Source organism: Kibdelosporangium aridum, from assembly GCF_900176515.1.
Classification (GTDB): Bacteria; Actinomycetota; Actinomycetes; order Mycobacteriales; family Pseudonocardiaceae; genus Kibdelosporangium; species Kibdelosporangium aridum.
Genome location: NZ_FWXV01000001.1, coordinates 1,826,150 through 1,846,252 on the forward strand (window position 1 = coordinate 1,826,150; position 20,103 = coordinate 1,846,252).

The 20,103-nt window shown below is 69.6% G+C and carries 19 protein-coding genes; 8 read left to right on the plus strand and 11 right to left on the minus strand.

Going from position 1 to position 20,103, the window contains the following annotated elements:
* Positions 1 to 38: 38 nt before the first annotated feature.
* Both B9C43_RS59570 and B9C43_RS07750 read right to left on the minus strand, forming a co-directional pair.
* The gene (locus B9C43_RS59570; RefSeq protein ID WP_084425251.1) at positions 39 to 2,699 is read right to left on the minus strand and encodes an AAA family ATPase; all 2,661 of its coding nucleotides are present in this window, start codon (positions 2,697 to 2,699) and stop codon (positions 39 to 41) included.
* Positions 2,696 to 5,071: a helix-turn-helix transcriptional regulator gene (locus B9C43_RS07750; RefSeq protein WP_084425252.1), complete on the minus strand. Its 2,376-nt coding sequence runs from the start codon at positions 5,069 to 5,071 to the stop codon at positions 2,696 to 2,698. The genes B9C43_RS59570 and B9C43_RS07750 overlap by 4 nt, the downstream gene beginning before the upstream one ends.
* 236 nt (positions 5,072 to 5,307) lie before the next feature.
* Here B9C43_RS07750 and lspA point away from each other — a divergent pair, with 236 nt between their 5' ends.
* Positions 5,308 to 5,820 carry a signal peptidase II gene (gene lspA / locus B9C43_RS07755; protein WP_033392188.1) on the plus strand — a complete coding sequence of 171 codons (513 nt, stop codon included), beginning with the start codon at positions 5,308 to 5,310 and terminating at the stop codon, positions 5,818 to 5,820.
* Here lspA and B9C43_RS07760 read toward each other — a convergent pair.
* Both B9C43_RS07760 and B9C43_RS56635 read right to left on the minus strand, forming a co-directional pair.
* Positions 5,817 to 6,104, minus strand: a complete 288-nt coding sequence (locus B9C43_RS07760; protein WP_033392187.1) for a putative quinol monooxygenase — start codon at positions 6,102 to 6,104, stop codon at positions 5,817 to 5,819. The genes lspA and B9C43_RS07760 overlap by 4 nt on opposite strands.
* 572 nt (positions 6,105 to 6,676) lie before the next feature.
* Complete coding sequence (locus B9C43_RS56635; RefSeq protein ID WP_160096397.1) at positions 6,677 to 6,844, minus strand: hypothetical protein; 168 nt, start codon at positions 6,842 to 6,844, stop codon at positions 6,677 to 6,679.
* A gap of 50 nt (positions 6,845 to 6,894) precedes the next feature.
* Here B9C43_RS56635 and B9C43_RS07765 point away from each other — a divergent pair, with 50 nt between their 5' ends.
* Positions 6,895 to 8,088, plus strand: coding sequence for an MFS transporter (locus tag B9C43_RS07765; protein ID WP_200825449.1), 1,194 nt, complete (start codon positions 6,895 to 6,897; stop codon positions 8,086 to 8,088).
* Here B9C43_RS07765 and B9C43_RS07770 read toward each other — a convergent pair.
* The 4 genes from B9C43_RS07770 to B9C43_RS07785 are packed head-to-tail and all read right to left on the minus strand — an operon-like array spanning position 8,058 to position 11,492.
* Positions 8,058 to 8,888, minus strand: coding sequence for a class II fructose-bisphosphate aldolase (locus tag B9C43_RS07770; RefSeq protein ID WP_033386451.1), 831 nt, complete (start codon positions 8,886 to 8,888; stop codon positions 8,058 to 8,060). The two genes, B9C43_RS07765 and B9C43_RS07770, sit on opposite strands and share 31 nt — an antisense overlap.
* A complete protein-coding gene (locus B9C43_RS07775; RefSeq protein ID WP_084425646.1) occupies positions 8,885 to 9,745 on the minus strand; it encodes a 1-phosphofructokinase family hexose kinase in 861 nt (286 codons plus the stop codon). Before B9C43_RS07775 ends, B9C43_RS07770 begins: the two co-directional genes overlap by 4 nt.
* Positions 9,742 to 10,617, minus strand: a complete 876-nt coding sequence (locus B9C43_RS07780; RefSeq protein ID WP_143446175.1) for an ROK family protein — start codon at positions 10,615 to 10,617, stop codon at positions 9,742 to 9,744. The genes B9C43_RS07775 and B9C43_RS07780 overlap by 4 nt, the downstream gene beginning before the upstream one ends.
* Entirely contained in the window at positions 10,614 to 11,492 is an 879-nt protein-coding gene (locus tag B9C43_RS07785; RefSeq protein ID WP_033386453.1) for an SIS domain-containing protein, read from the minus strand. Before B9C43_RS07785 ends, B9C43_RS07780 begins: the two co-directional genes overlap by 4 nt.
* 158 nt (positions 11,493 to 11,650) lie before the next feature.
* Between B9C43_RS07785 and B9C43_RS07790 the strand changes: the two genes are divergently transcribed.
* Together B9C43_RS07790 and B9C43_RS07795 are read left to right on the plus strand one after the other, a co-directional pair.
* The gene (locus B9C43_RS07790) at positions 11,651 to 12,436 is read left to right on the plus strand and encodes a DeoR/GlpR family DNA-binding transcription regulator (protein WP_084425253.1); all 786 of its coding nucleotides are present in this window, start codon (positions 11,651 to 11,653) and stop codon (positions 12,434 to 12,436) included.
* The gene (locus B9C43_RS07795; RefSeq protein WP_200825450.1) at positions 12,436 to 13,239 is read left to right on the plus strand and encodes an alpha/beta hydrolase; all 804 of its coding nucleotides are present in this window, start codon (positions 12,436 to 12,438) and stop codon (positions 13,237 to 13,239) included. Before B9C43_RS07790 ends, B9C43_RS07795 begins: the two co-directional genes overlap by 1 nt.
* Here B9C43_RS07795 and B9C43_RS07800 read toward each other — a convergent pair.
* The 3 genes from B9C43_RS07800 to B9C43_RS07810 are packed head-to-tail and all read right to left on the minus strand — an operon-like array spanning position 13,236 to position 15,746.
* On the minus strand, positions 13,236 to 13,622 hold the full coding sequence (locus tag B9C43_RS07800) for a VOC family protein (protein WP_084425254.1): 387 nt from the start codon (positions 13,620 to 13,622) through the stop codon (positions 13,236 to 13,238). The two genes, B9C43_RS07795 and B9C43_RS07800, sit on opposite strands and share 4 nt — an antisense overlap.
* A 50-nt stretch (positions 13,623 to 13,672) precedes the next feature.
* The gene (glmS, locus tag B9C43_RS07805; protein WP_033386458.1) at positions 13,673 to 15,469 is read right to left on the minus strand and encodes a glutamine--fructose-6-phosphate transaminase (isomerizing); all 1,797 of its coding nucleotides are present in this window, start codon (positions 15,467 to 15,469) and stop codon (positions 13,673 to 13,675) included.
* Positions 15,470 to 15,485: 16 nt separating this feature from the next.
* Positions 15,486 to 15,746 carry a hypothetical protein gene (locus tag B9C43_RS07810; protein WP_033386476.1) on the minus strand — a complete coding sequence of 87 codons (261 nt, stop codon included), beginning with the start codon at positions 15,744 to 15,746 and terminating at the stop codon, positions 15,486 to 15,488.
* Between the two features lie 273 nt (positions 15,747 to 16,019).
* Here B9C43_RS07810 and B9C43_RS07815 point away from each other — a divergent pair, with 273 nt between their 5' ends.
* The 4 genes from B9C43_RS07815 to B9C43_RS07830 are packed head-to-tail and all read left to right on the plus strand — an operon-like array spanning position 16,020 to position 20,073.
* Positions 16,020 to 16,775: a class I SAM-dependent methyltransferase gene (locus B9C43_RS07815; RefSeq protein WP_084425255.1), complete on the plus strand. Its 756-nt coding sequence runs from the start codon at positions 16,020 to 16,022 to the stop codon at positions 16,773 to 16,775.
* Positions 16,772 to 18,661: a lyase family protein gene (locus B9C43_RS07820; RefSeq protein WP_084425256.1), complete on the plus strand. Its 1,890-nt coding sequence runs from the start codon at positions 16,772 to 16,774 to the stop codon at positions 18,659 to 18,661. The genes B9C43_RS07815 and B9C43_RS07820 overlap by 4 nt, the downstream gene beginning before the upstream one ends.
* A 39-nt stretch (positions 18,662 to 18,700) precedes the next feature.
* Complete coding sequence (locus B9C43_RS07825) at positions 18,701 to 19,216, plus strand: SigE family RNA polymerase sigma factor (RefSeq protein WP_084425257.1); 516 nt, start codon at positions 18,701 to 18,703, stop codon at positions 19,214 to 19,216.
* Positions 19,217 to 19,218: 2 nt separating this feature from the next.
* Positions 19,219 to 20,073 (plus strand): hypothetical protein, encoded by an 855-nt coding sequence (locus B9C43_RS07830; protein WP_084425258.1) that lies wholly within the window; start codon positions 19,219 to 19,221, stop codon positions 20,071 to 20,073.
* Positions 20,074 to 20,103 lie beyond the last annotated feature (30 nt).

The following is a 20,103-nucleotide window of genomic DNA, read 5'->3' on the forward strand; positions in this document are numbered from 1 at the left end:
ATTTATAGCCTGAGTGCTGTGAAAGTGTCGACGGGTTTTCAGGCTGGGTGGTATTCGCCGGTGAGGATCGCGGTGGCCAGTTCGACGCGGGTGCGGTATCCGGTGCGTTGGAACAATCGTGACAGCCTGGCTTCGACGTTTTTTTCCGTGGTGGCCAGCACGGTGGCCAGTTCCCGGTTGGTCAGTCCGTCGGCGACCAGTGAGGCGAGCAGGCGTTCGTTCTCGCTGTTGGTGACGCTGCGGCCGGGCACCGCGATGCCTTGGTCGCGCATGAGGCGGCGCAGTTTGGCGCGTGGCAGCAGGGCGTCCATGTCGCCGTAGAGGTCGTAGGCCTCGCGCATGAGTGCTGGGGTGCCCATGGTGTGCTGCAGCAGGTGCATCAGGGTGTCGGCGATTTCGGGTGTTTGACCGCGGTTGCGGGCGGTGGCGATGGCTTCGCCTGCGGCGGTGTAGTCGTCGTGCACGAGGGCGGTGGCCAGTAGGTGGTTACGGCGGGCGCGGCCGGTGCCGAGGCGTTCGGCGAGTTGTTTGAGTTCGGTGACCGCGTCGCTGGCGTCGGCGTGGGCGCCGGCGGTGAGGTTGTGCACGGCGATGCGCAGCCAGAGTTCGTCGGTGCCGACGACGATGCCTTGTTCTTCGGCGGTGGACAGGCCGTCGTCGAGCAGCAGCCGGGCGCGGGAGTGGTTGCCCAGTGCGTGTTCGAGGTCGGCTTCGGCCAGGGCGAGCAGGTGGGGCAGGCAGGTTTCGGCGATCCGGGCCGAGTCGATCATGTCGCGGGCGGCGTTGATGGTGCCGCGGGCGGTGAGGATGGTGGCCATTTCGCGGCACAGGACGGTGTGGCACAGCAGGTGGCCGAGGGTGGATCCGGTGGCGAGGCTGAGCCGGGCGAGGGTGAGGGCGTCGTCCCAGTGGCCCACGGCGCTGGCTTGCAGTGCGCGGGTGGCGGTCATGGTGTGTTCGGGGGCGAGGTTGTGGGCGGCCATGAGTTGATCGGCGCGGGTGGCTTCGCCGATCAGCAGCAGTGCGCGGGCCATGGCGTTGAGCAGGCCGGGTTGGTGGCGTTGTTCGGCGAACAGCGGGCAGTGGCCTTCGATGTCGTCGACGAGGTCGAAGTACGTGCTCGGGCGGCCGCGGACCAAGGCGGTGCCGAAGGCGATCACGTTGCCGTAGGTGACGGCGGAGTCGTTGCCGTGCGACCAGATGTGCCGGGTGGTGTCCAGCAGGGTTTCCGCTTCGGCCCAGCGGTCGATGAAGCACAGGGCGAAGGCGCGGCCGATGATCTGGTCGGCGTCGTCGCCGAGCAGGGCGTGGTAGCGGTAGTCGGCGATTTCGTGCAGTGTGCGGCGGTCGCCGGTGGCGCCGAGGCCGATGAGTCTGACGATCTGGGTTTCCTGGACCGCTTCGGGGCTCAGCCGGTCGGTGTAGCTGGTGATGACGGTGTTGATGCTGTCGTTGGCGGCGGTGAAGTCGGCGTGGTAGCCGCAGGCCACGGCGTGCAGGAACAGGGCGTTGGCGCGTTGCTGGGGGTCGGTGACGCGTTCGGCGGCGGCTTCGAGCCAGCGGATGGCGAAGTATTCGTCGTCGACGATGGCGGCGGTGCCGTGTTCGAGCAGGGTGGTGCCTGCGCGGTCGGGGTCGATCAGGGTGCCCGCGTTGACCAGTTGTTCGGGCAGGAACCGGGGGTCCTCGCAGGTGGCGGTGCCGTCCCAGAGTGCGGTGACGGCCAGGCGGGCCAGTTCGTGGCGTTCGTACGGGCCGAGGCACGAGGTCAGGCAGGTGGCCAGCAGTGGGGTGCGGAATCGCCAGGGTCTGGCGTAGAGCAGTTCGTCGGCTTCCAGGCCGGTGAGGATGTGTTCGACGTCGATTTCGGTGTTGCCGGTGGCGGCGGCGATCAGGGCGGGTGCGTGGTCGCCGAGCGGGTGCAGCACGGCGAGGGCTTTCAGCACGGGCCATGCGGTGCTGCCCAGGCGGCGTAACGAGTCGAAGCCGGGGTGCCGTGGTGCGGGTGTCGGCGGTTGGGTGCTCGGTACCAGGTAGGCGGTGCGGTCGACGATGCGCAGGCTGCCAGCGCGGCGGTAGCCGTCGATGGCCAGCCGGATGATGGCGGGGATGCCCGCGCTGCCGTGCTGCAGGGTGTCGATCATCGCCGGGGTGGGTTTGGCCTGCAGCAGGCCGGCGATCATCAGGCTGGTCTCGTGGGGTTGCAGCGGGTGCAGGCGGACCAGTTCGACCGAGGGCAGCGGCGGGAGGGTCTGGGTGGTCGTGGTGTGGTGGGCGCATACGAACGTCACCGCTGAGGCGGGTTGCCGGGACAGGGCGCGCAGGGAGTCGGGGTCGGCCCATTGCAGGTCGTCGAGGATGACCACGAGCGGGGTGGTGTGCTGCTGCAGTGTGGTGGTCAGGCGCTGATGTGCGTCGGGGTCGCTGGGTGCGTCGAGTTCGTCGCAGATGCGGGAGGTCAGGGCGTGTGGGCGGTCGCGTTCGCTGGGCAGGACCGGGACGGTGATGGTGCGTACGCCTTGGGTGGTGAGGCGGGCGCGGGCGCGGTCGAGCACGCTGCTGCGGCCGATGCCGGCGGGGCCGGTGACCACGACGAGGCTGCGGCCGGGTGTGGTGGCCGCGCGGCAGACTTGGTCGAGTGCCTCGTCGCGGCCGGCGAGGCGCGGCTGGGTGTCAGCCGAGGTGGCCAGCTCGGTCATGTCACGCCTCCGGTGAGCCTGCCGTCGCTGCTCGCCGCGGCCAGCTCGACGCGGGAGCTGTAGCCGGTGCGGGCGAACAGCTGGGTCAGGTGGTTCTCGATGGTGTTGACGCTCAGGTGCAGCAGTGCGGCGATCTGCCGGTTGGTGTGGCCGGTGCGGATCAGGTCGATCATGCGCAGCTCGGTGGTGGTGAAGCCTTCGGGTGGTGGTTCGGGCACGCCGAAGCGGCGCATCATCGCGGTGAGCTGGGTGGGCAGCAGGAACGTGCCGGTGGGGTCGGCGGCCAGGGTGTTGATCTGGTCGATCAGCGGGCCCGGTTGGTCGCAGAACTGGGCCAGGATGCGGCAGGCCCACAGCAGGTCGGGCCGGTGTGCGCGGATGCGGCAGACGGTGGCGCCTTCGGCCGCGGCGGCGGGGTCGCGGTGGATCAGGCCGCGGCCGAGCAGCACGACTTGGCGGGCGCAGCGCCAGGGCGCGCGGACGTAGAGCTGTTCGATTTCCTCGTGCAGTGCGGTGGCCATTTCGCGGTCGCCGCTGCGCAGCGCGATCTGCAGGGCGATCAGCAGCAGCCGCTCCACACCGGCGAGGGTGCCTGCGCGGCGGACTCGCCGGTAGGTGCGCCAGGCGAGGTGGACCGCGCCGAGTGAGTCACCCGCGCGGTGCAGCAGGGTGCATTCGACGGTGGCGCGGCCGGCGGCGAAGCGCGGGTCGTGGGAGACGGTGGCCAGCCAGGTAGAGGCGGTGGCGTATTCGCCGCGGGAGACATGGATGGCCGCGGCGTAGATGCGGCTCATTTGGTGGATGGGGCTGTCGGGGGTGCCGGTGAGTTCCAGGCGTCGCGCGGCGGGCAGCGCGTCGGACCAGTTGGCGGCGGCGTAGCCGCGTATGACGGTGCGGCCCAGGGCGAGTGGCCCGTCGGTGGGTGCGCGGTAGCCGGCACCGAGGACGATTTCGAACACGGCGGTCGGGTCGCCGGCGGCGCCGGCTTCCATGAGGTCTTCCAGGCGTTGACGGGCGGCGGGGTTGCGGATGGCGCCGACTTCGCGGGCGCATCCGGCGTGGTCGACCGACAGGGCGCAGTGGATCAGGCGCAGTTCGGCGGTGGTGAGCAGGGCGTCGTCGGGGGTGGCGGTCGGGTCCGGGATGTGGGTGCGGTGTTCGCCGGTCCACCACGCGTACAGGTCGAGCGGGCCGCCGGTGCGTGGTTCATGGGCGACTTTGACCGGGTGGCCGGTGTGGAAGGCCGTGAGCATCGCCGCGGCCTCCAGGTCGTCGCGTACGGCGGGGTCCGCGCTCGGCATCGTGGCCTGATCGGCGAGCACGCTGCTGAGCAGGTCGTATTGTCCGTTCTGGACCAGCAGCTTCAGCAGTGACCGCAGCACGTTGGCGTGTTCTTGCCGGTCGCGGGGCAGGTCGCGCAGGGCGGCGGCGTACCAGTGCGCGGCGCGGTGTGGCTGCTGGGTGTGGGCCCGGTCGGCCAGGCGCAGCAGTCGCGCGGTGGGTGTGCTCAGGCCGGAGGCGGTGAGGTGGTCGGCGATGGTGGTGGGGTCGCCGTTGCGGCGCATGAGTTGGACGGCCAGGGCGTGGTGCAGGCGTTGGGCGTGGTGTGGGCCGGCGTCGTCGGCGAGTGCGGCGGCCAGTGCCGGGCAGACGCAGCGGAGTTTGCCGGTGGTGTCCACGGTCAGCACGTCGGCTTCGACCAGTGCGTCGATCCGGCGGCCGCAGTCGGCGACGGGTTCGCTGAGGGCGGCGGCGAGCATGGGCAGGTCGTCGATGCGCAGTTCGCCCAGGATCGCCACGGCGGTCAGCAGTGGATCGTCGCGGGTGCACAGCCAGTGGTGCGGCGGCAGGGCGATGTGCAGCTCGCGCAGGCAGAGCCGCTCGGCGACGGTGATCAGGCGGTCGCGCAGGTGCTCGACGGTGGCCAGGACTGTGCCGGGGTTGCCGAACAGGGGGCCGAGCGCGGTGCGCAGCGCGTCGATGACCGGTTGGTCGAGCGGGCCGACGTCTTTCAGCAGGGTCAGGACGTCCTCGTCGGGCAGCGGGCCGAGGTCGAGGGTGTGGTCGGCGGCGGCGGACAGTTCGCTGGTGGAGATGTCGCGGCAGGTGGCGATGACCAGGCAGCCGTTGCGGCGGCAAGCGAGCAGGTCCTGGATCGGCACGGCGTCCGCGTCGTCGATGAGCAGCGCGGTGCGGCGGGGCCGTAACCGGGACAGTTCGGTGGGGTCGGTGATGGCCGTGACGGGCATGCCGGTGTCGCGCAGGGCGTGTCCGGCGGCGGTGAGCAGGGCGGTGCGGCCAGTGCCGGGTGCTCCCCTGACGACCACGAGACGGCCGGTGCGCGTGCGGGCAGCCGTCAGTACGGCAGCCAATTCGGCGTGCCGTCCATGCAACCGGTGACCGCGCCCCAACGCCCTCGCCCTCGTTTCCCGTGTTGGGAGCAGAGCGTACGACGAAGAATCACCGCAGGTCGGGGTGTTGGAGCAAACCCGTCGGCGATCTGAGGGCGTTCAGTCCGGTTGGCGCGCAACGATCCAGCATGTCCATGCCTGATCCACGGGCAGGTCTCTGACATCTGCCATGAGCCGGGCACATAGGGTGGGCGGCGATGGAGACCTCAGCTTCCCGCCCGGTTGTCGCCCGCGTGCCGTTGGTGCTCGCTGTGGCCGTGTTGATCGTCGCGGTGGACCAGGCGACGAAGTTCTGGGCCGAATCGGCGTTGCCCGGCCGTGCGCCGGTCCCGGTGCTCGGTGAGTTCCTGCAGCTGCGGCTGCTGTACAACCCGGGCGCGGCGTTCTCCATCGGCGCGGGCGCGACATGGATCTTCACGATCATCACCGCGGTGGCGGTGGTGGTGTTGATCTGGTTCGCGGTCAAACCGGCCCCGCGGGTGCAGACGCTGGCGTTGTCGCTGCTGCTGGGTGGCGCGGTGACGCACCTGCTCGACCGGTTGTTCCGCGAGCCGGGCTTCGCGCGCGGGCACGTGGTCGACTTCATCGACTACAACGGCTGGTTCGTCGGCAACGTCGCGGACATCGCGTTGTTCTGCGGCGCGGTGCTGTTGCTGATCCCCGCGTTGTTCGGCGGCGATCAGGCCAAGAAGGCCGACGACGAGAACTAGAACGGCGGGCGTTCGTCGGTCGCGGTGAACATGCTCATCGGGCCGAGGGTGATGGTGATACCGGTGTCGGGGGCGTTGGCCACGGCTCGCCAGGCGTCGAGGTGCTCGCGGGATTGCCAGCGCTCGTAGTTGTTGATTCGGGCGGGGTCGACGGGATCGGCGCTGATGGCCGCGTCCAGGCAGCCGGGGGCTTCGCGGGCTCGGCGCAGCAGGTCACGGTGGGCTTCGACGTAGGTGTCGCGCTCATTGGGGTCGGTTGTGATGTATCCGGCGATAATCAGCATGCTCCTATGACGGGCCAGGCCGCCGGAATTCATCGTTGGCGGCCCTGTTGTGGACACGTGCTGGGTGTGGACAACTCTGGTGTTGTGGATCTTCACCGCGGGGACGTGTCGGTGCTCGCCGGTAGGCTGGTGTTGGGGGCCGGAGGCCGCCCCAGGGAATTCCGCCTCAGGGGAATCAACGCGGTCAGAACTCAGTTTTGGCTCGCTGCGGCGCGCTTTGGCTCACCGCGGCGCGCGCTGTGGTTGCTTTCGGCGCGCCCCTGTGTCGGGGTCGGCGCGATTTGGTGTGGAGCCTCTGCGCCGCAAAGGACAGGGAAAGCGGGCAGGCCTGCGGCCCTGCCCCGCCGACAAGCTTATTTGCGGCGCCACTCCACACAAAATCGCGCCGACTACCACTTTTGGCGCGCCTCTTCGTGCTCCGGGCGCGCCTTGTTGGTGGGCTGGGGCGCGCCTCCACTGTGACTTGGGGCGCGCCTTCGCTGTTGGTTAGGGCGCGCCTTTTTCGTGGCTTGGGCGCGCCTTCACTTGGGCTTGGGCGCCTTCGCTTTTGGTTTAAGCGCCGTTGCCGGGACTCACCGCAGTTGGCGTTGAGCGGCCTGCACGCTGTCGGCGGGGTTGGTGTTGAACGCGATCGCCGCTTGCGGCGCATGGCGGTGGGCCAGGTTGACGACCTGCTCGAGCAGTTCCACCAGGTCGTCGGTCTTGCGGATCCCGCCACCGATCAGGAGCACGCTGGGCATGAGATCAAACGTACTGTCGCCGCGCCCCGCGGGTACGGCAAGCTGGCCGGGTGATCAAGCGGCGGGGAATCACGATTGTGCTGATCGTGCTGTGTCAGAGTTCGCAGGCGCTGGTCACCGGGGGTATCGCGCTGTTTCTGCCGTTGATCCGCGATGATCTTTCCCTGACGTTCGCCCAAGGGGGCACCCTCGCTGCGGCGTCCACGTTCACTTACGCGCTGATGCAGGTGCCGGTGGGGGTGCTGGCCGACCGGATCGACACCAAGAAGATGTTCCTGACCGGCCTGCTTGGCGTGAACATCCTCGCTTGCGGGTTCGCGCTGATCGACTCCTACGGCTGGCTGGTGGCCAACCAGGCGGTGTCCGGGGTGCTGCGTTCGATGGCGTTCGCGCCGGGCCTGATCCTGATCAGCCGCCAGTTCTCCTCGACCAAGCAGGCCACCGCGATGGGCCTGTACGTGGCGGGCGGGTTTTCCTCCAGCATCGTGCTCAACCTCGTCGGGCCGCTGCTGGTCGGGCCGTTGGGGTGGCAGGGGGTGTTCCTGGTGTGCGCGGGTTTGGGTGTGGTCACGCTGATCGCGTACTGGCTGGTCGGCAACAACGGCGCCGACACCGAGAAGCGTCGGCAGCCGCCCCTCAGGGAGTTGCCGAAACTGCTCAAGCACCCGGTGGTCGCGGTGACCTCGGTGATCCAGTTCGTGCGGCTGGCCGCCACCCACGGGGTGATCACGTGGCTGCCCAGCTTTGTCGTGGTGGAGAAGGGCTATTCGATTCAGACCGCCGGGTTGCTGGTCGCGTTGGGCGCCGCGCTCACCGCACCGTCGAACATCATGGGCGGGTACGTCGCGGACAAAACCGGCAAGCCCTTAGCCGTGGTCGGGGTGTCGTTGACGGTCGTCGCCGGCTCGCTGGTCGGGCTGGTGCTGGCCGACTCGCTGCCGGTGATCATCGCCGTGGTCGCGGTCAACTCGATCGTCATCCAGCTCTACTTCGGGCCCCTGTTCTCCATCCCGATCCAGTACCTCGGCCGCTCGGTGGCCGGGGCGATCAGCGGGTTCGGCAACTTCTGGGCCAACCTCGGCGGGTTCACCGCGGTGTGGGCGCTGGGCGCGCTCAAGGACGCCACCGGCGGGTTCGACGCCGGTTTCCTGCTGCTGACCGGGTTGTGCGTGATCGGCATCGGCGCGGTGCTGGTGCTCAAGCGCATGCCGGTTCAGGCGCTGGAGAGCACGCCGAGCAAGTGAGCCACGGTGTGCGCGATCGCCTCCCGCGCGGGCGCCAGGTACTTACGCGGGTCACTGATGCGCAGGTCGGCGGCCTGAATGGTCTGGGTGAACGCCACGTTCAACGCCGTCCCGATGTTGATCTTCACCATGCCGTGCCGCACCGCGTCCCGCAGCTGATCGTCCGGCACGCCCGACGAGCCGTGCAGCACCAGCGGAACCGGCACGCACGAACGGATCCGCGAGATCAGCTCCAGATCCAGCGACGCGGTCTGGGTGGTCATCGCGTGCGAGCTGCCGACCGCGACGGCCAGCGCGTCCACGCCGGTCTCGGCCACGAACCGCGCCGCGTCCTTCGGATCGGTCCGCACACCGGGCGCGTGTGCACCGTCCTTTCCTCCCACCTCGCCCAGCTCGGCCTCGACCCACAGGCCCGAGCGGTGCGCCCATCGCGCGGCCTCCCGCGTGGCCTGCACGTTCTGCGCGTACGGCAGCTTCGAGGCGTCCACCATGACCGAGGCGAACCCGGCGTCCGCGGCCTGCCGCAGCAGCACCTCGTCCTCGACGTGATCCAGGTGCAGCGCGACCGGCACCGAGGACTCCGCGGCCACCGCCGCCGCGGCCCGGGCGATCGGCAGCAGATGCCCGCCGTGGAACTTCACGCAGTTCTGGCTCACCTGCAGCACCACCGGCTGGCCCACGGTCTCCGCGCCGGTGACGACGCCTTCCGCGTGCTCCAGCGTGATCACGTTGAACGCGCCGACTCCCGTGCCGCCCTGCACCGCCTGTTCGATGATCGCCGACGTCGGTACCAGCATCAGCCCTCCTCCACGGTCACCACACCAGCGAAATCCCGGTACGCCGCCGCGTCATAGCCGCCGGCGACCGGGCTGAGTACCGCTGCGGCCGACAACGCCACCGCGTCGGCCAGTACCACTGGCCAGTCACGGCCCTGTGCCAGGCCGCGCGCCACGGCGGCGGTGAACGCGTCACCCGCACCCGTGGGGTTACCCGCCAGCGCACCCGGCGGCCGTGCTCGCCACACCCCGTCCGGCGTGGCCAGCACCGCGCCGTGCGCGCCCAGCGTCGCGGCGACGGGAACGCCGAGCGTGAGACAGTCGGCCGGGAGGTCAGGTTTTCGGCCAAGCAGCCTGGCCAGCTCGTCGACATTGGGTTTCACCAGGGCGGGGCCGGCCGCGATGCCGTGCCGCAGTGGCTCGCCGTCGGTGTCCAGCACCACCGGCGCCGGCGAGCGTTCGATCAGCCGCGCGTACGCGTCGTCCGGCAACCCCGGGGGCAGGCTCCCGGACAACACCACCACCCGTGCCCCGGCCGCGAGCCGGTCGAACTCGCCCAGCAGCGCGTCCCACTCCCCTGGACTGATCAGCGGGCCAGGCTCGTTGAACAACGTCGCCTCGCCGCCGGACACGACCGTCACCGTGCGGCGGCTTTCCGCGGCGATCGGCACGAACCCCGGCAGCCGCGCACCCAGCTCCGGGCCCGCGAACCCGGTCGCGGTCACCGGCTCACCCAGCTGCTCGAGCACCGCGGCGACGTTCACGCCCTTACCGCCCGGCCGTACCCGCACGTCCTGCACACGATGCGTCGCGCCTGGCCGCAGACCGTCCACCTGGTAGGTCACGTCCAGCGCGGCGTTGAGCGTGATGGTCAGGATCACGACACCAGCCCCCACGCGCAGATCGCCGCACCCAACCGTCCCGCCGAGGACCCCAGCTGTGCGCGCACCACGCGCGGCGGCACCCGCCAGGTCACGCGCGCGCACAACTCGGCGCGCACCGGCGCCAGCAGCGTCTCGCCCGCTTCGGCCAACCCGCCACCGAGCACGATCAGCGCCGGATCCAGCAGCATCGTGTACGTCGTGAGCGCGAACCCCAACGCGCGCACCGCGTCGCCGAACACCTGTGCCGCGCGCGGATCATCCGCAGCGCGCGCCACCACATCGGCCGCGCTCAACCCCGGGTCGCCGTAGCGGCGCACGAGCGCCGCGGCCGAGGCGTAGGTCTCCAGGCACCCGCGCTGCCCGCACGCACATAACTCCTCGCCGATCGGCACCGGCGCGTGCCCGATCTCCCCGGCCATCCCGTCCGCGCCGCGATACGGCCGCCCACCGGCGAACACCGTGCCCGCGATACCGGTCCCGATCGGTAGGAACAGGAAGTCATCGACCCCGCGTGCCGCACCGAACTCGTGCTCGGCCACCCCGCCCGCTCGCACGTCGTGCGTCAAGGCCACCGGCACTGCCAGCCGATCGGTGGCGATGTCCCGCAACGGCAGGTCACGCCACCCGAGATTGCTCGAATACCGCGCGACGCCCCGGGCCTCGTCCACGATCCCGGGCACCGCGAGCCCCACCGCCGCAGGAGATCCCGCGCTGGCCACCAGGTCCGCGGCGAACGCCAGGATCCCCTCGACGGTGTCGGGCTGGCGCAGGGTCGGCCGCTGCTCGACAGCCCTGGCGGTGCCGTCGCGATCAACGACCGCGCCCTTCATCAGCGTCCCGCCGACATCCAGCGCGACGACGCTGTTCACGTCAGGATGACTGACCGGGTCAGATGCCGCGGCGCGTCCACATCCAGCCCGCGCCGGTCAGCCAGGCTCACCGCCATCCGCTGCGCCCGCACCAGCTCGGCCAGCGGATCCAGCAACGACACCTCCACATGCGCACCCGTCGCACGCACCTCGTCCAGCAGGCCGTGCGGCGCGTCGCCGAACACCCACACCAGCGAGGCGATGTCGGCGACCGCGATCGGCCCGTGCCGGTACTCCATGCCCGAATACGACTCCGCCCACGCCTGCGCGGCCTCACGGATCTTCAACGCCGCCTCGTTGGCCAGCCCGACCGTCCACCCGGCGCCGAGGAACGTGAACTGGCGGAACCCGTCGAAGTCCTCCGGCAGCGGCATGCCCAACGCTCGCTCCGCCTGACCGGGCAGCCGCGACACGTCCTCGCCCAGGTGTGCGCGAAGCAGCGTGAGCAATGTCGTGGGGAATCGTGTTTGCACAACCGACTGCTCATCGGCGAACCCCAGCGTGAGCACATCGTCGGTCAGATCCCGCACCGGGCTCGCGCCCACCGCGGTGATCGCGGTCGTCCGCGACACCCGGCCGATCTGCGACAACGCGCGCAGGATCTCGGTGGTGGTGCCCGAGCGGGAGATCGCCACGACCCGGTCGTAGCGGCGCGACAGCGGGAACTCCGAAGCGGTGAACGCGTCGGTTTCGCCCTGGCCGGAGCGTTCCCGCAGCACCGCGTAGGACTGCGCGACGAACCACGACGTGCCGCACCCGATCACCGCCACCCGCTCACCCGGCTCGGGCAACCCGGCCGGTTTGGCCGCGGCCACCTCGATGGCCGTGCGCCAGCACGCGGGCTGGCTGGCGATCTCCTCCGACGCGTGACTCATAGGACCTCGACTACTCGCACGAAGTGAACGGTACTGAGCAATTCTGCTTCATACTAGGTCAGAGCATGCACTTTCACGCAACACTGGGCGTGGTTGTTGGCGTTGACGCCCGTTTACTGTGACGATCTGCACCGATTCCGCACCAGAAGGGGGCAACGATGGCGTCGCACGAGCGATGGAACGCCTTGCTGGAGATCATCGCTCGCGACGGGCGCCTGGATGTCGAGACCGCCGCGCAGGAACTGGACGTGTCCACCGCGACCATCCGCCGCGACCTCGACCGCCTGGCCCAGCAGCAGATGGTCACCCGCACCCGTGGCGGCGCGACCGCCAACAACGTCTCCTACGACCTGCCGCTGCGCTACAAAACCGCACGCCACGCCACCGAGAAGGACCGCATCGCCCGCGCCGCCTCCGCGCTCATCCGCCCCGGCGGCGTCGTCGGCCTCAATGGCGGGACCACCACCACCGAAGTCGCCCGCGCCCTGGCCACCCGCGCAGACCTGCTCGCAGCAGGCGGCGAAGCGGCACTCACAGTCGTGACCAACGCACTGAACATCGCCAACGAACTGACCGTGCGCCAGCACGTCAAGATCGTGGTCACCGGCGGCGTGGTGCGGCCCCAGTCCTACGAGCTCACCGGCCCGCTGGGCACCCTGGTGCTCGAACAGCTCACCCTCGATCACCTGTTCCTCGGCGTCGACGCCATCAGCGCCACCGAGGGCGCGACCGCGTACAACGAAGGCGAAGCCAGCATCAACCAGCTGATGGTCGCCCGCGCCCGGCAGGTCATCGTGGTCGCCGACTCCTCCAAACTCGCCCGCCACGCCTTCGCCCGCATCTGCGAGATCCGCCAGGTCGACGTGCTCATCACCGACTCCGGAGCCGACCCCGCCGCGGTGGCCGCGTTCACCGACGCCGGCGTCCAGGTCATCCGCGCCTGATGCTGCGTGCCAGGCTGGTCCGTGTGCTGATCGCGATCGTCATCGTGATTGTGCTGCTGCTCGGGCTGATCTGGCTGTTCCAACGCACACTGATCTACCTGCCCGACAGCAGCGCCGTCCCACCCGCCGCGGACGTCCTGCCCGGCGCGGCCGACGTCGAACTGCGCACCAGCGACGGCCTGTCCCTCGGCGCCTGGCTCATCCCACCCACACAACCCGGGCCCTACGCCGTCGTGCTCGTCGCCCCCGGCAACGCCGGAAACCGCGCCAACCGCGCACCCTTGGCCGCCGCGCTCGCCGCACGCGGCATGGCCGTACTGCTGGTGGACTACCGCGGATACGGCGGCAACCCGGGCAGCCCGAGCGAGGAGGGACTAGGCCACGACATCCGCGCGGCGCACCGATTCCTCACCGAAGAGCTGCAAGTCCCGCCCACGCAACTGGTCTACTACGGCGAAAGCCTCGGCTCGGCCGTCGTCACCGACCTCGCCGCCGAACACCCACCCGCCGCACTCGTGCTGCGCTCACCGTTCACCGACCTGGCGGCCGCGGGCAGCGAGCACTACCCGTTCCTGCCCGTACGGCTGCTGCTGCGCGACCGATTCCCCGTCGCCGAGACCATTCCGCGCGTCAAAGCCCCCATCACGGTCGTACTCGGCGCACAGGACAGCATCATCCCGCCCGAACAGAGCCGCGACGTCGCCCGCGCGGGCAACGCCACCCTCATCGAGATCCCCGGCGCCGACCACAACGACCGCGTCCTGCTCGACGGCCCGCAGCTGATCGACGCCATCCACCTCTAGAGCGCGGCGAACAGGTCCACGCCGTTGCCGTCCGGATCCAGCACCACCGCGTAGCGCTGACCCCAGAACGCGTCCCACGGCTCCTTCTCACCGTGATACCCCGCGCCGACCAGCTCGGCGTACACCTTGTCCACTCCGGCCGGGCTCTCGGCCAGAAACGCCAGCGACATCCCGTCACTGCCGCGGCGCTGCCACTCCGGGTCGAACGAGCGGATCGTCTCCTCGGTGTCCCACAACAGCCGCATCCCGCCCGGCAACGCCACCTCCACGTGCGGCTCAGTGTCCGCCGACGCCGGGATGTCCAGACCCAGCAGCCGGTAGAACGCCAGGGAACGGCCCATGTCCGCGACCACGATCGAGATCGCATTCAATGCAACAGTCATGGGCCGAACCCTAGAAGCGCCCACCGACACCGGTCTTGAACGAAACGGACCTACTCGACCGTGACGCTCTTGGCCAGGTTGCGCGGCTTGTCGATGTCCCGGCCCAACGCCGACGCCACGTGGTAGGCCAGCATCTGCAACGGGATGGTCAACAGGATCGGGTCCAGCTCCGGCTCGTTGCGCGGCACCCGCAGTACCGCGTCGGCCAAACCGTCCGGCAGATCCGCGTTCGTCACCGCGATCACCGGGCCACCACGCGCCTTGATCTGCTCGATCGTGCCGATGTTCTTGGCCAGCAACTCATCCTGCGGAACCACGACCACGCTCGGCATCTCCGCGTCGATCAACGCCAGCGGCCCGTGCTTGAGCTCCGCCGCCTGATAGGCCTCGGCGTGCACGTAGGAGATCTCCTTGAGCTTCTGCGCACCCTCCCGCGCCACCGGCCAGCCCCGCACCCTCCCGATGAAGAACATGTGCTTGGCCTGCGCGTACTTGCGCGCGATCGCCGCGACCTCGTAGTCGGTCTCCAGGATCGAGGCGATCTGGTCCGGCAGCTGCTGCAACGCCGACACCAGCCGCGTCCCGTGCGCCGCGGAGAGGTCACGCACCCGGCCCAGCCACAACGCCAGCATCGCGAACGACACCGCCATGTTCGTGTACGCCTTGGTCGACGCGACCGACACCTCCGGCCCGGCGTGCAGGAACACACCACTGCCGCACTCGCGCGCCACCGCCGAGCCGACCACGTTCACCGCGCCGATCACGTTGCCGCCCTTGCGTTTGAGCTCCTGCACCGCCGCGAGGGTGTCCAGGGTCTCGCCGGACTGCGAGATCGCCACGTACAGGGTGTCCGGATCCACCACCGGGTTGCGGTAGCGGAACTCCGACGCCGGTTCGGCGTCCGCCGGGATCCGCGCCAGCTCCTCCACCAGGTTCGCGCCGACCTGCCCCGCGTAATACGCCGTGCCGCACCCCAGGAACTTCACCCGCCGCACCGCACGCAGATCCCGCGGATCCAGCCGCAGACCACCCAGCCGCGCCGTGGCGAACCGGGTGTCAAGGCGGCCCCGCAGCGCCCGGCGCACCGCCTCGGGCTGCTCGGCCATCTCCTTGCGCATGAAGTCCGGGAACTCGCCCAGCTGGTAGTCCTCGTCAGCCAGGTCCACCGTCTCCGCGCGGCCACTGGTCTCGAAGTCCCCGGCGCGCACGGTCGCGATCTCACCGTCCTCCAGGTACACCACCCGCTGGGTGTGACGCACCAGCGCGGCCACGTCCGAGGCGATGAACATCTCGCCCTCACCCACACCCAGCACGATCGGGCTGCCGTTGCGCGCCACCACCAGCTCGTTCGGGCGCCGCGCGTCCAGCACCACCAGACCGTAGGTGCCCTCCACGCCCCGCAGCGCCGCCCGCACCGCCTCCTCGAGCGTCTCGTGCTGCTCAGCGGCCGCCGCGATCAAATGCGCCAACGCCTCGGTGTCGGTCTCCGACACCAGCGGCACGCCCTGCGCGGTCAGCTTCGCGCGCAACTCGTCGGAGTTCTCCACGATCCCGTTGTGCACCACCGCGAACCGGCCCGACGTGTCGGTGTGCGGATGCGCGTTGACATCCGTCACCTCACCGTGCGTCGCCCACCGCGTGTGCGCGATGCCGACCACGCCCGGCGCCTTGCCCACCTGTTCCTTGAGCTCACGCACCCGCACCGCGGCCTTGTGCGTCTTGAGCCGGCCACGATGCACCAACGCCAAACCCGCCGAGTCATAACCGCGGTACTCCAGCCGCTGCAAACCCTCCAGCAGCACCGGAACCGCCTCCCGATGCCCCACATAGCCGACGATGCCGCACATGAATAGCCAGGTCCTTTCAGCCGTACACAATCCGCCGCAGCTGACGCTCGGACAACTCCGGAGCCGCGACCCGCCGCTCGGCCAGCTCGGCCGCGATCACCGGCCAGATGCTCGCGTTGCCGTAGTGCCGCCGCCGCAACTCCGCATGCCTGCGGCGCACGAACTGCTCGGTCGTCTCCCCGAAGTACGCGACCACATCCGCGATCAGCCGCGCCGCTGTCTCCGGAGCCAGCCCGGTCGACGCGACCACGTGCCGCACCAGCTCCGTCTGCGTCATGGCGTCCGAGCCTGGCACCACCCACCCCCAAACTCAACTTCCATGCCCGAAATCGGGCACAGCTGCGAGGTTACTCACGAGGAGTCTTAGGAGTGTGCAGCCAGCCCTTTACACATGGCACACCAGAGCAAGCACGTCGCCGATCCCGATCTTTTGCCGACTGTCGAGATACTTCCGCAGGTCAACCGCACGACCTGGGCACACGGTCTGGATCGGGTGAACTTCACCTTGCGTGCTGGATGTGGATCGAGCGGGTGAGGACCATCAAAGAGCATGGACAGGCAGACCGACAATGATGTCAGCGACGTCAGCAACCTGCTCTACCGCCACCCCGAGCTCTACGAAGTGGTCTACGACGGCGCCAACCACGCCGTCGCCCGGCTCGCCGAGACCATCCTGCACGACCACCTCGGCCGCCAGCCCGAGAGCCTGCTCGACATCGGCTGCGGCACCGGCAGAGACCTCGAATACCTCGCCAAGCACATCACCGACGTCGTCGGCGTCGACCACCAGCAGGCCATGATCGACTACGCCCGCCGTCGCCGCCCGGAGATCGAGTTCCGTGTCGAGGACATGCGTACCCTGCGGCTCGGGCGCACGTTCGAGGCGATCACCTGCTTCGGCTACGCACTGGCCAACGTCCACGCCAACCGCGACATCGACAAGGTCATGGCCACCTACGCCGCGCACAGCCACCCCGGCACCGTGCTCATCCTCGAGATGATCGACCCGCTGCGCACCGACAAACTCCCGCGCGGCTTCCACATCGACATCCCCGACCTGCGCGCCGACGCCATCGCCGAGTACCGCCACCACCCCGCCCAGCAACTGCTGGAACGCCAGCGCACCTGGCGCCGCGCCCAGGGCCTCGTGCACGACCACGTCAACTACCGGCTGCTGTACCCCAAAGAGCTCGAGTACTACCTGGACAACCACCACTTCGAAATCCTCGGCGCCTACGAACTGCCCGAGAAACTCAACGCCGCCAGCGCGTTCGTCGCCGCCCGCTACCGAGGAGAGCAACCATGACCACCCGGGTCGAACACGACTCCCTCGGCCCGGTCACCCTGCCCGCCGAGGCCTACTACGGCGTGCAGACCGAACGCGCCCGCGGCAACTTCGCCGTCTCCGGCCAGACCCTCGGCGGGCAGACCGCGCTGCTGCACGCCATCGCCCAGGTCAAGAAAGCCGCCGCACTGGCCAACATGGACATCGGCGTGCTGCGCGAACCGGTCGCCTCCGCCATCGGCCAGGCCGCCGACGAGATCGTCGACGGCACCATCGGCCCCGACCAGTTCCCCGTCGACGTGCTGTCCGCCGGCGGCGGCGTGTCGCCGAACATGAACGTCAACGAGGTCATCGCCAACCGCGCCAACGAACTGCTGTCCGGTAAACGCGGCTACGAGTTCGTTCACCCGAACAACCACGTCAACGCCGGGCAGTCGACATCCGACGCCATGGCCACCGCGGTCAACGTCGCGCTGCACCGTGACATCCTGCGGCTGCGCGACGCGGTCGAGCACCTCGCCGTCGTGCTGGAAGAGAAGGTGATCCGACACCACGACACCGTGAAGCTGTCGCGCACCTGCCTGCAAGACGCCGTCCCGGTCACCTTCGGGCAGGCCTTCGGCGCCTACCTCGCCGTCGCACGCCGCGGCGTGCTGCGGCTGACCGCCGCGGCCGAGGCCTGTCTGGACGTGCCCATGGGCGGCACCGTCGTGGGCACCGGGCTGGGGGTCGGCGCCGGGTACGTCGACGCGATCTACCCCCGGCTGTGTGAGACCACCGGGCTGCCGTTACGAAGACACCCCGACTTCTTCGACGCCTTCCAGAACGGCGACGTCTTCCAGTACATCTCCACCATCTTCAAGGCACTGGCCTGCGGCCTGATCAAGATCGCCAAAGACCTGCGGCTGCTGGCCAGCGGCAACCGCGCGGGCCTCGGCGAGATCCGGCTGCCGGCCGTGCAGGCCGGATCGTCGTTCATGCCCGGCAAGGTCAACCCCGTCATGGCCGAGCTGGTCGTCCAAGTCGGGCTGCAGGTCTGCGGCAACGACACCGTGGTCACCATGGCCGTGGAAGGCGCCGAACTGGATTTCAACGCCTGGACCGCGGTGATCGTGAAGAACCTCTTCGAGTCCATCCGGCTGCTGACCAACACCATGCCGCTGTTCGCCGACAAGTGCCTGCGCGGCATGGACATCGACACCGACCACAACCGGCGCACCGCCGAACGCTCCCTCGGACTGTCCACCGTGGTCGGCGGCGTCTACGGCTACGACGCGGGCGCCCGCGCGGCCCACCACGCCCGCGACCACGACACCACCATCAAAGACGCCGTCGTCCAGCTGGGCATCGCGCCACCGGCCACCGCCGAGCGACTTCTGGACCCGGTCGTGCTCACCGACGCCACCCGCGGCGCCACCTTGCTCGACGACATGGTCGCCGACCAGCAAGCCCGCACCGCCGCACTGGTCCGCGGCCTGTCACCGGCTGCCCGCGCCGCGATCTACGAAGCCACCAGCGCCGTGGCCCGCGCCGACAACGAGATCAACCACGCCGAACAACAAGCACTCGACGTGGTGGCCGAGGCACTGCACCTGGACAGCGTCCCCGACGGCCTGCCCGACCCCGCGAAACTCACCATCGGCGAACGCGCACTGACCTACGGCTGCGCCGCCTGGCTGGCCGGCGCCGACTCGGTCACCGACGACGCCGAAGCCACCCTGCTCAACGCGCTGCGCGAAGCACTGGCCCTCGACCGCGACACCGCCGCGGCCATGCAGGCCAAAGTCGACACCCTGCGCGCCCAGCGACGCCGCTACCTGCCACGATCCGAGCACCTGCCCTGGTGGGAGGAATTCGGCGATCTTTTGGCCCGGCTCGTGCAACCCGCCGAGCTGCAACGGGCGTGACTAACGCAGTAACGCAAAGCACCGACACCCGGGGGATCGATGACCGATCGGGACACCGCGTTCGCGGATTATTTCGCGGCGCGGTCGGATGCCATGCGCCGCACGGCATACCTGCTGTGCGGTGACTGGCACCGTGCCGAGGACCTCGTGCAAGTGACGTTCACCAAGCTCTACCTGGCTTGGCAGCGCATCACCAGGCACGACGCGTTGGACGCCTACGCCCGCAAGACGTTGGTGCGGACGTTCCTGTCCGAGCGGCGCCTCGGCTGGTTCCGCAAGGAAAGCGTCTCCGACGAGCCCGCCGACATCCCGATCACCAAGGCGGGCCCGGAAGACCGGATGGTCCTGCAGGAGGCACTCAAGCAGGTACCACCCGGCCAGCGAGCGGTGCTGGTGCTGCGCTACTGGGAGGACATGTCGGTCGACGAGACCGCCGGCACCCTCAACTGTTCCACCGGGACGGTGAAAAGCCAGGCCGCGCGGGGGCTGCAGACGCTGCGCGACCTGCTCACCGACCAGATGACCCCGACCTTTGATCGAAAGAGGATCTCCTAGCGATGAACGAGCAGGAACTGCGCGACGGCCTGCGAGAGATCATGGCGGTCAGCAGCCAACCGCCCCCGATGAACCCCAACACCGCACTGGACGCCGCCAAACGCGCCCACAAACGCCGCCGCGCCAGCTGGGCAGGCGTCGCCGCCGGCGCCGCTGTGGTCGCACTGGCCGCGGGCACCGCCTTCGCGCTGGCCCCCGCCGGCGAGTCACTGCCCATCGGCCCCGCCGCAGCCCCCACGACAACCAGCAACCCGGACAGCACCAAAACCTCCTGGCCCAACGGCCAGGTCGACCGCACCGCACGCAGCGGTCCCCGCGCCAACACCGCCGACGGCGTGCTCACCGCGCTCAAAGCCGCGCTGCCCGACACGGTGAAGGTCGACGAGGAAGCCGCCTACCCGGGCTCCGGGGACAAAGTCACCGGCTCGCAGGCGTCCTTCGACAAGTACACCGGCCCGGACAAGAAAGAGGTCTGGCAGTACCTGGCTACCGCGGCGGTCACCAGGAAATCCGCCCCGAACGACGGCACCGGCCGCGTCATGGCCTTGGTGTACACGCCCGGCAACAGCTATCCGGCCGACGTCTGCGAGCTCGCGCCGAGGTTCTGGGGCGCGGGTGGGGCGTGCCAGACCATGGTCGTGCAGGGCAAGACCGTCGGTGTGGTCGCCCAGCCCGAGGACACCGGCATCGACGGCATCGTCGGCTACCGCTACGACGACGGCACCGTGGTGTTCGTCGCCCAGTCCAAGCAATCCAACAACGAAGGCCCGGGCAAGGGCAGCTCCATGGCCACGGCGCCGCTGACCGTCGATCAGCTCGCCGCGCTGGTGCTCACTCCCTCGTTCAAAGTGCAGTGATTCCCCGTACCTCGGGAGCGCCCCTCGCTC

Coding starts and splice junctions, on each gene's coding strand:
- B9C43_RS59570 (WP_084425251.1), bottom strand. CDS start 2,699: ATGACCGAGCTGGCCACCTCGGCTGACACCCAGCCGCGCCTCGCCGGC.
- lspA (WP_033392188.1), top strand. CDS start 5,308: ATGGAGACCTCAGCTTCCCGCCCGGTTGTCGCCCGCGTGCCGTTGGTG.
- B9C43_RS07760 (WP_033392187.1), bottom strand. CDS start 6,104: ATGCTGATTATCGCCGGATACATCACAACCGACCCCAATGAGCGCGAC.
- B9C43_RS56635 (WP_160096397.1), bottom strand. CDS start 6,844: ATGCCCAGCGTGCTCCTGATCGGTGGCGGGATCCGCAAGACCGACGAC.
- B9C43_RS07785 (WP_033386453.1), bottom strand. CDS start 11,492: ATGAGTCACGCGTCGGAGGAGATCGCCAGCCAGCCCGCGTGCTGGCGC.
- B9C43_RS07790 (WP_084425253.1), top strand. CDS start 11,651: ATGGCGTCGCACGAGCGATGGAACGCCTTGCTGGAGATCATCGCTCGC.
- B9C43_RS07795 (WP_200825450.1), top strand. CDS start 12,436: ATGCTGCGTGCCAGGCTGGTCCGTGTGCTGATCGCGATCGTCATCGTG.
- B9C43_RS07800 (WP_084425254.1), bottom strand. CDS start 13,622: ATGACTGTTGCATTGAATGCGATCTCGATCGTGGTCGCGGACATGGGC.
- glmS (WP_033386458.1), bottom strand. CDS start 15,469: ATGTGCGGCATCGTCGGCTATGTGGGGCATCGGGAGGCGGTTCCGGTG.
- B9C43_RS07810 (WP_033386476.1), bottom strand. CDS start 15,746: ATGACGCAGACGGAGCTGGTGCGGCACGTGGTCGCGTCGACCGGGCTG.
- B9C43_RS07815 (WP_084425255.1), top strand. CDS start 16,020: ATGGACAGGCAGACCGACAATGATGTCAGCGACGTCAGCAACCTGCTC.
- B9C43_RS07820 (WP_084425256.1), top strand. CDS start 16,772: ATGACCACCCGGGTCGAACACGACTCCCTCGGCCCGGTCACCCTGCCC.
- B9C43_RS07825 (WP_084425257.1), top strand. CDS start 18,701: ATGACCGATCGGGACACCGCGTTCGCGGATTATTTCGCGGCGCGGTCG.
- B9C43_RS07830 (WP_084425258.1), top strand. CDS start 19,219: ATGAACGAGCAGGAACTGCGCGACGGCCTGCGAGAGATCATGGCGGTC.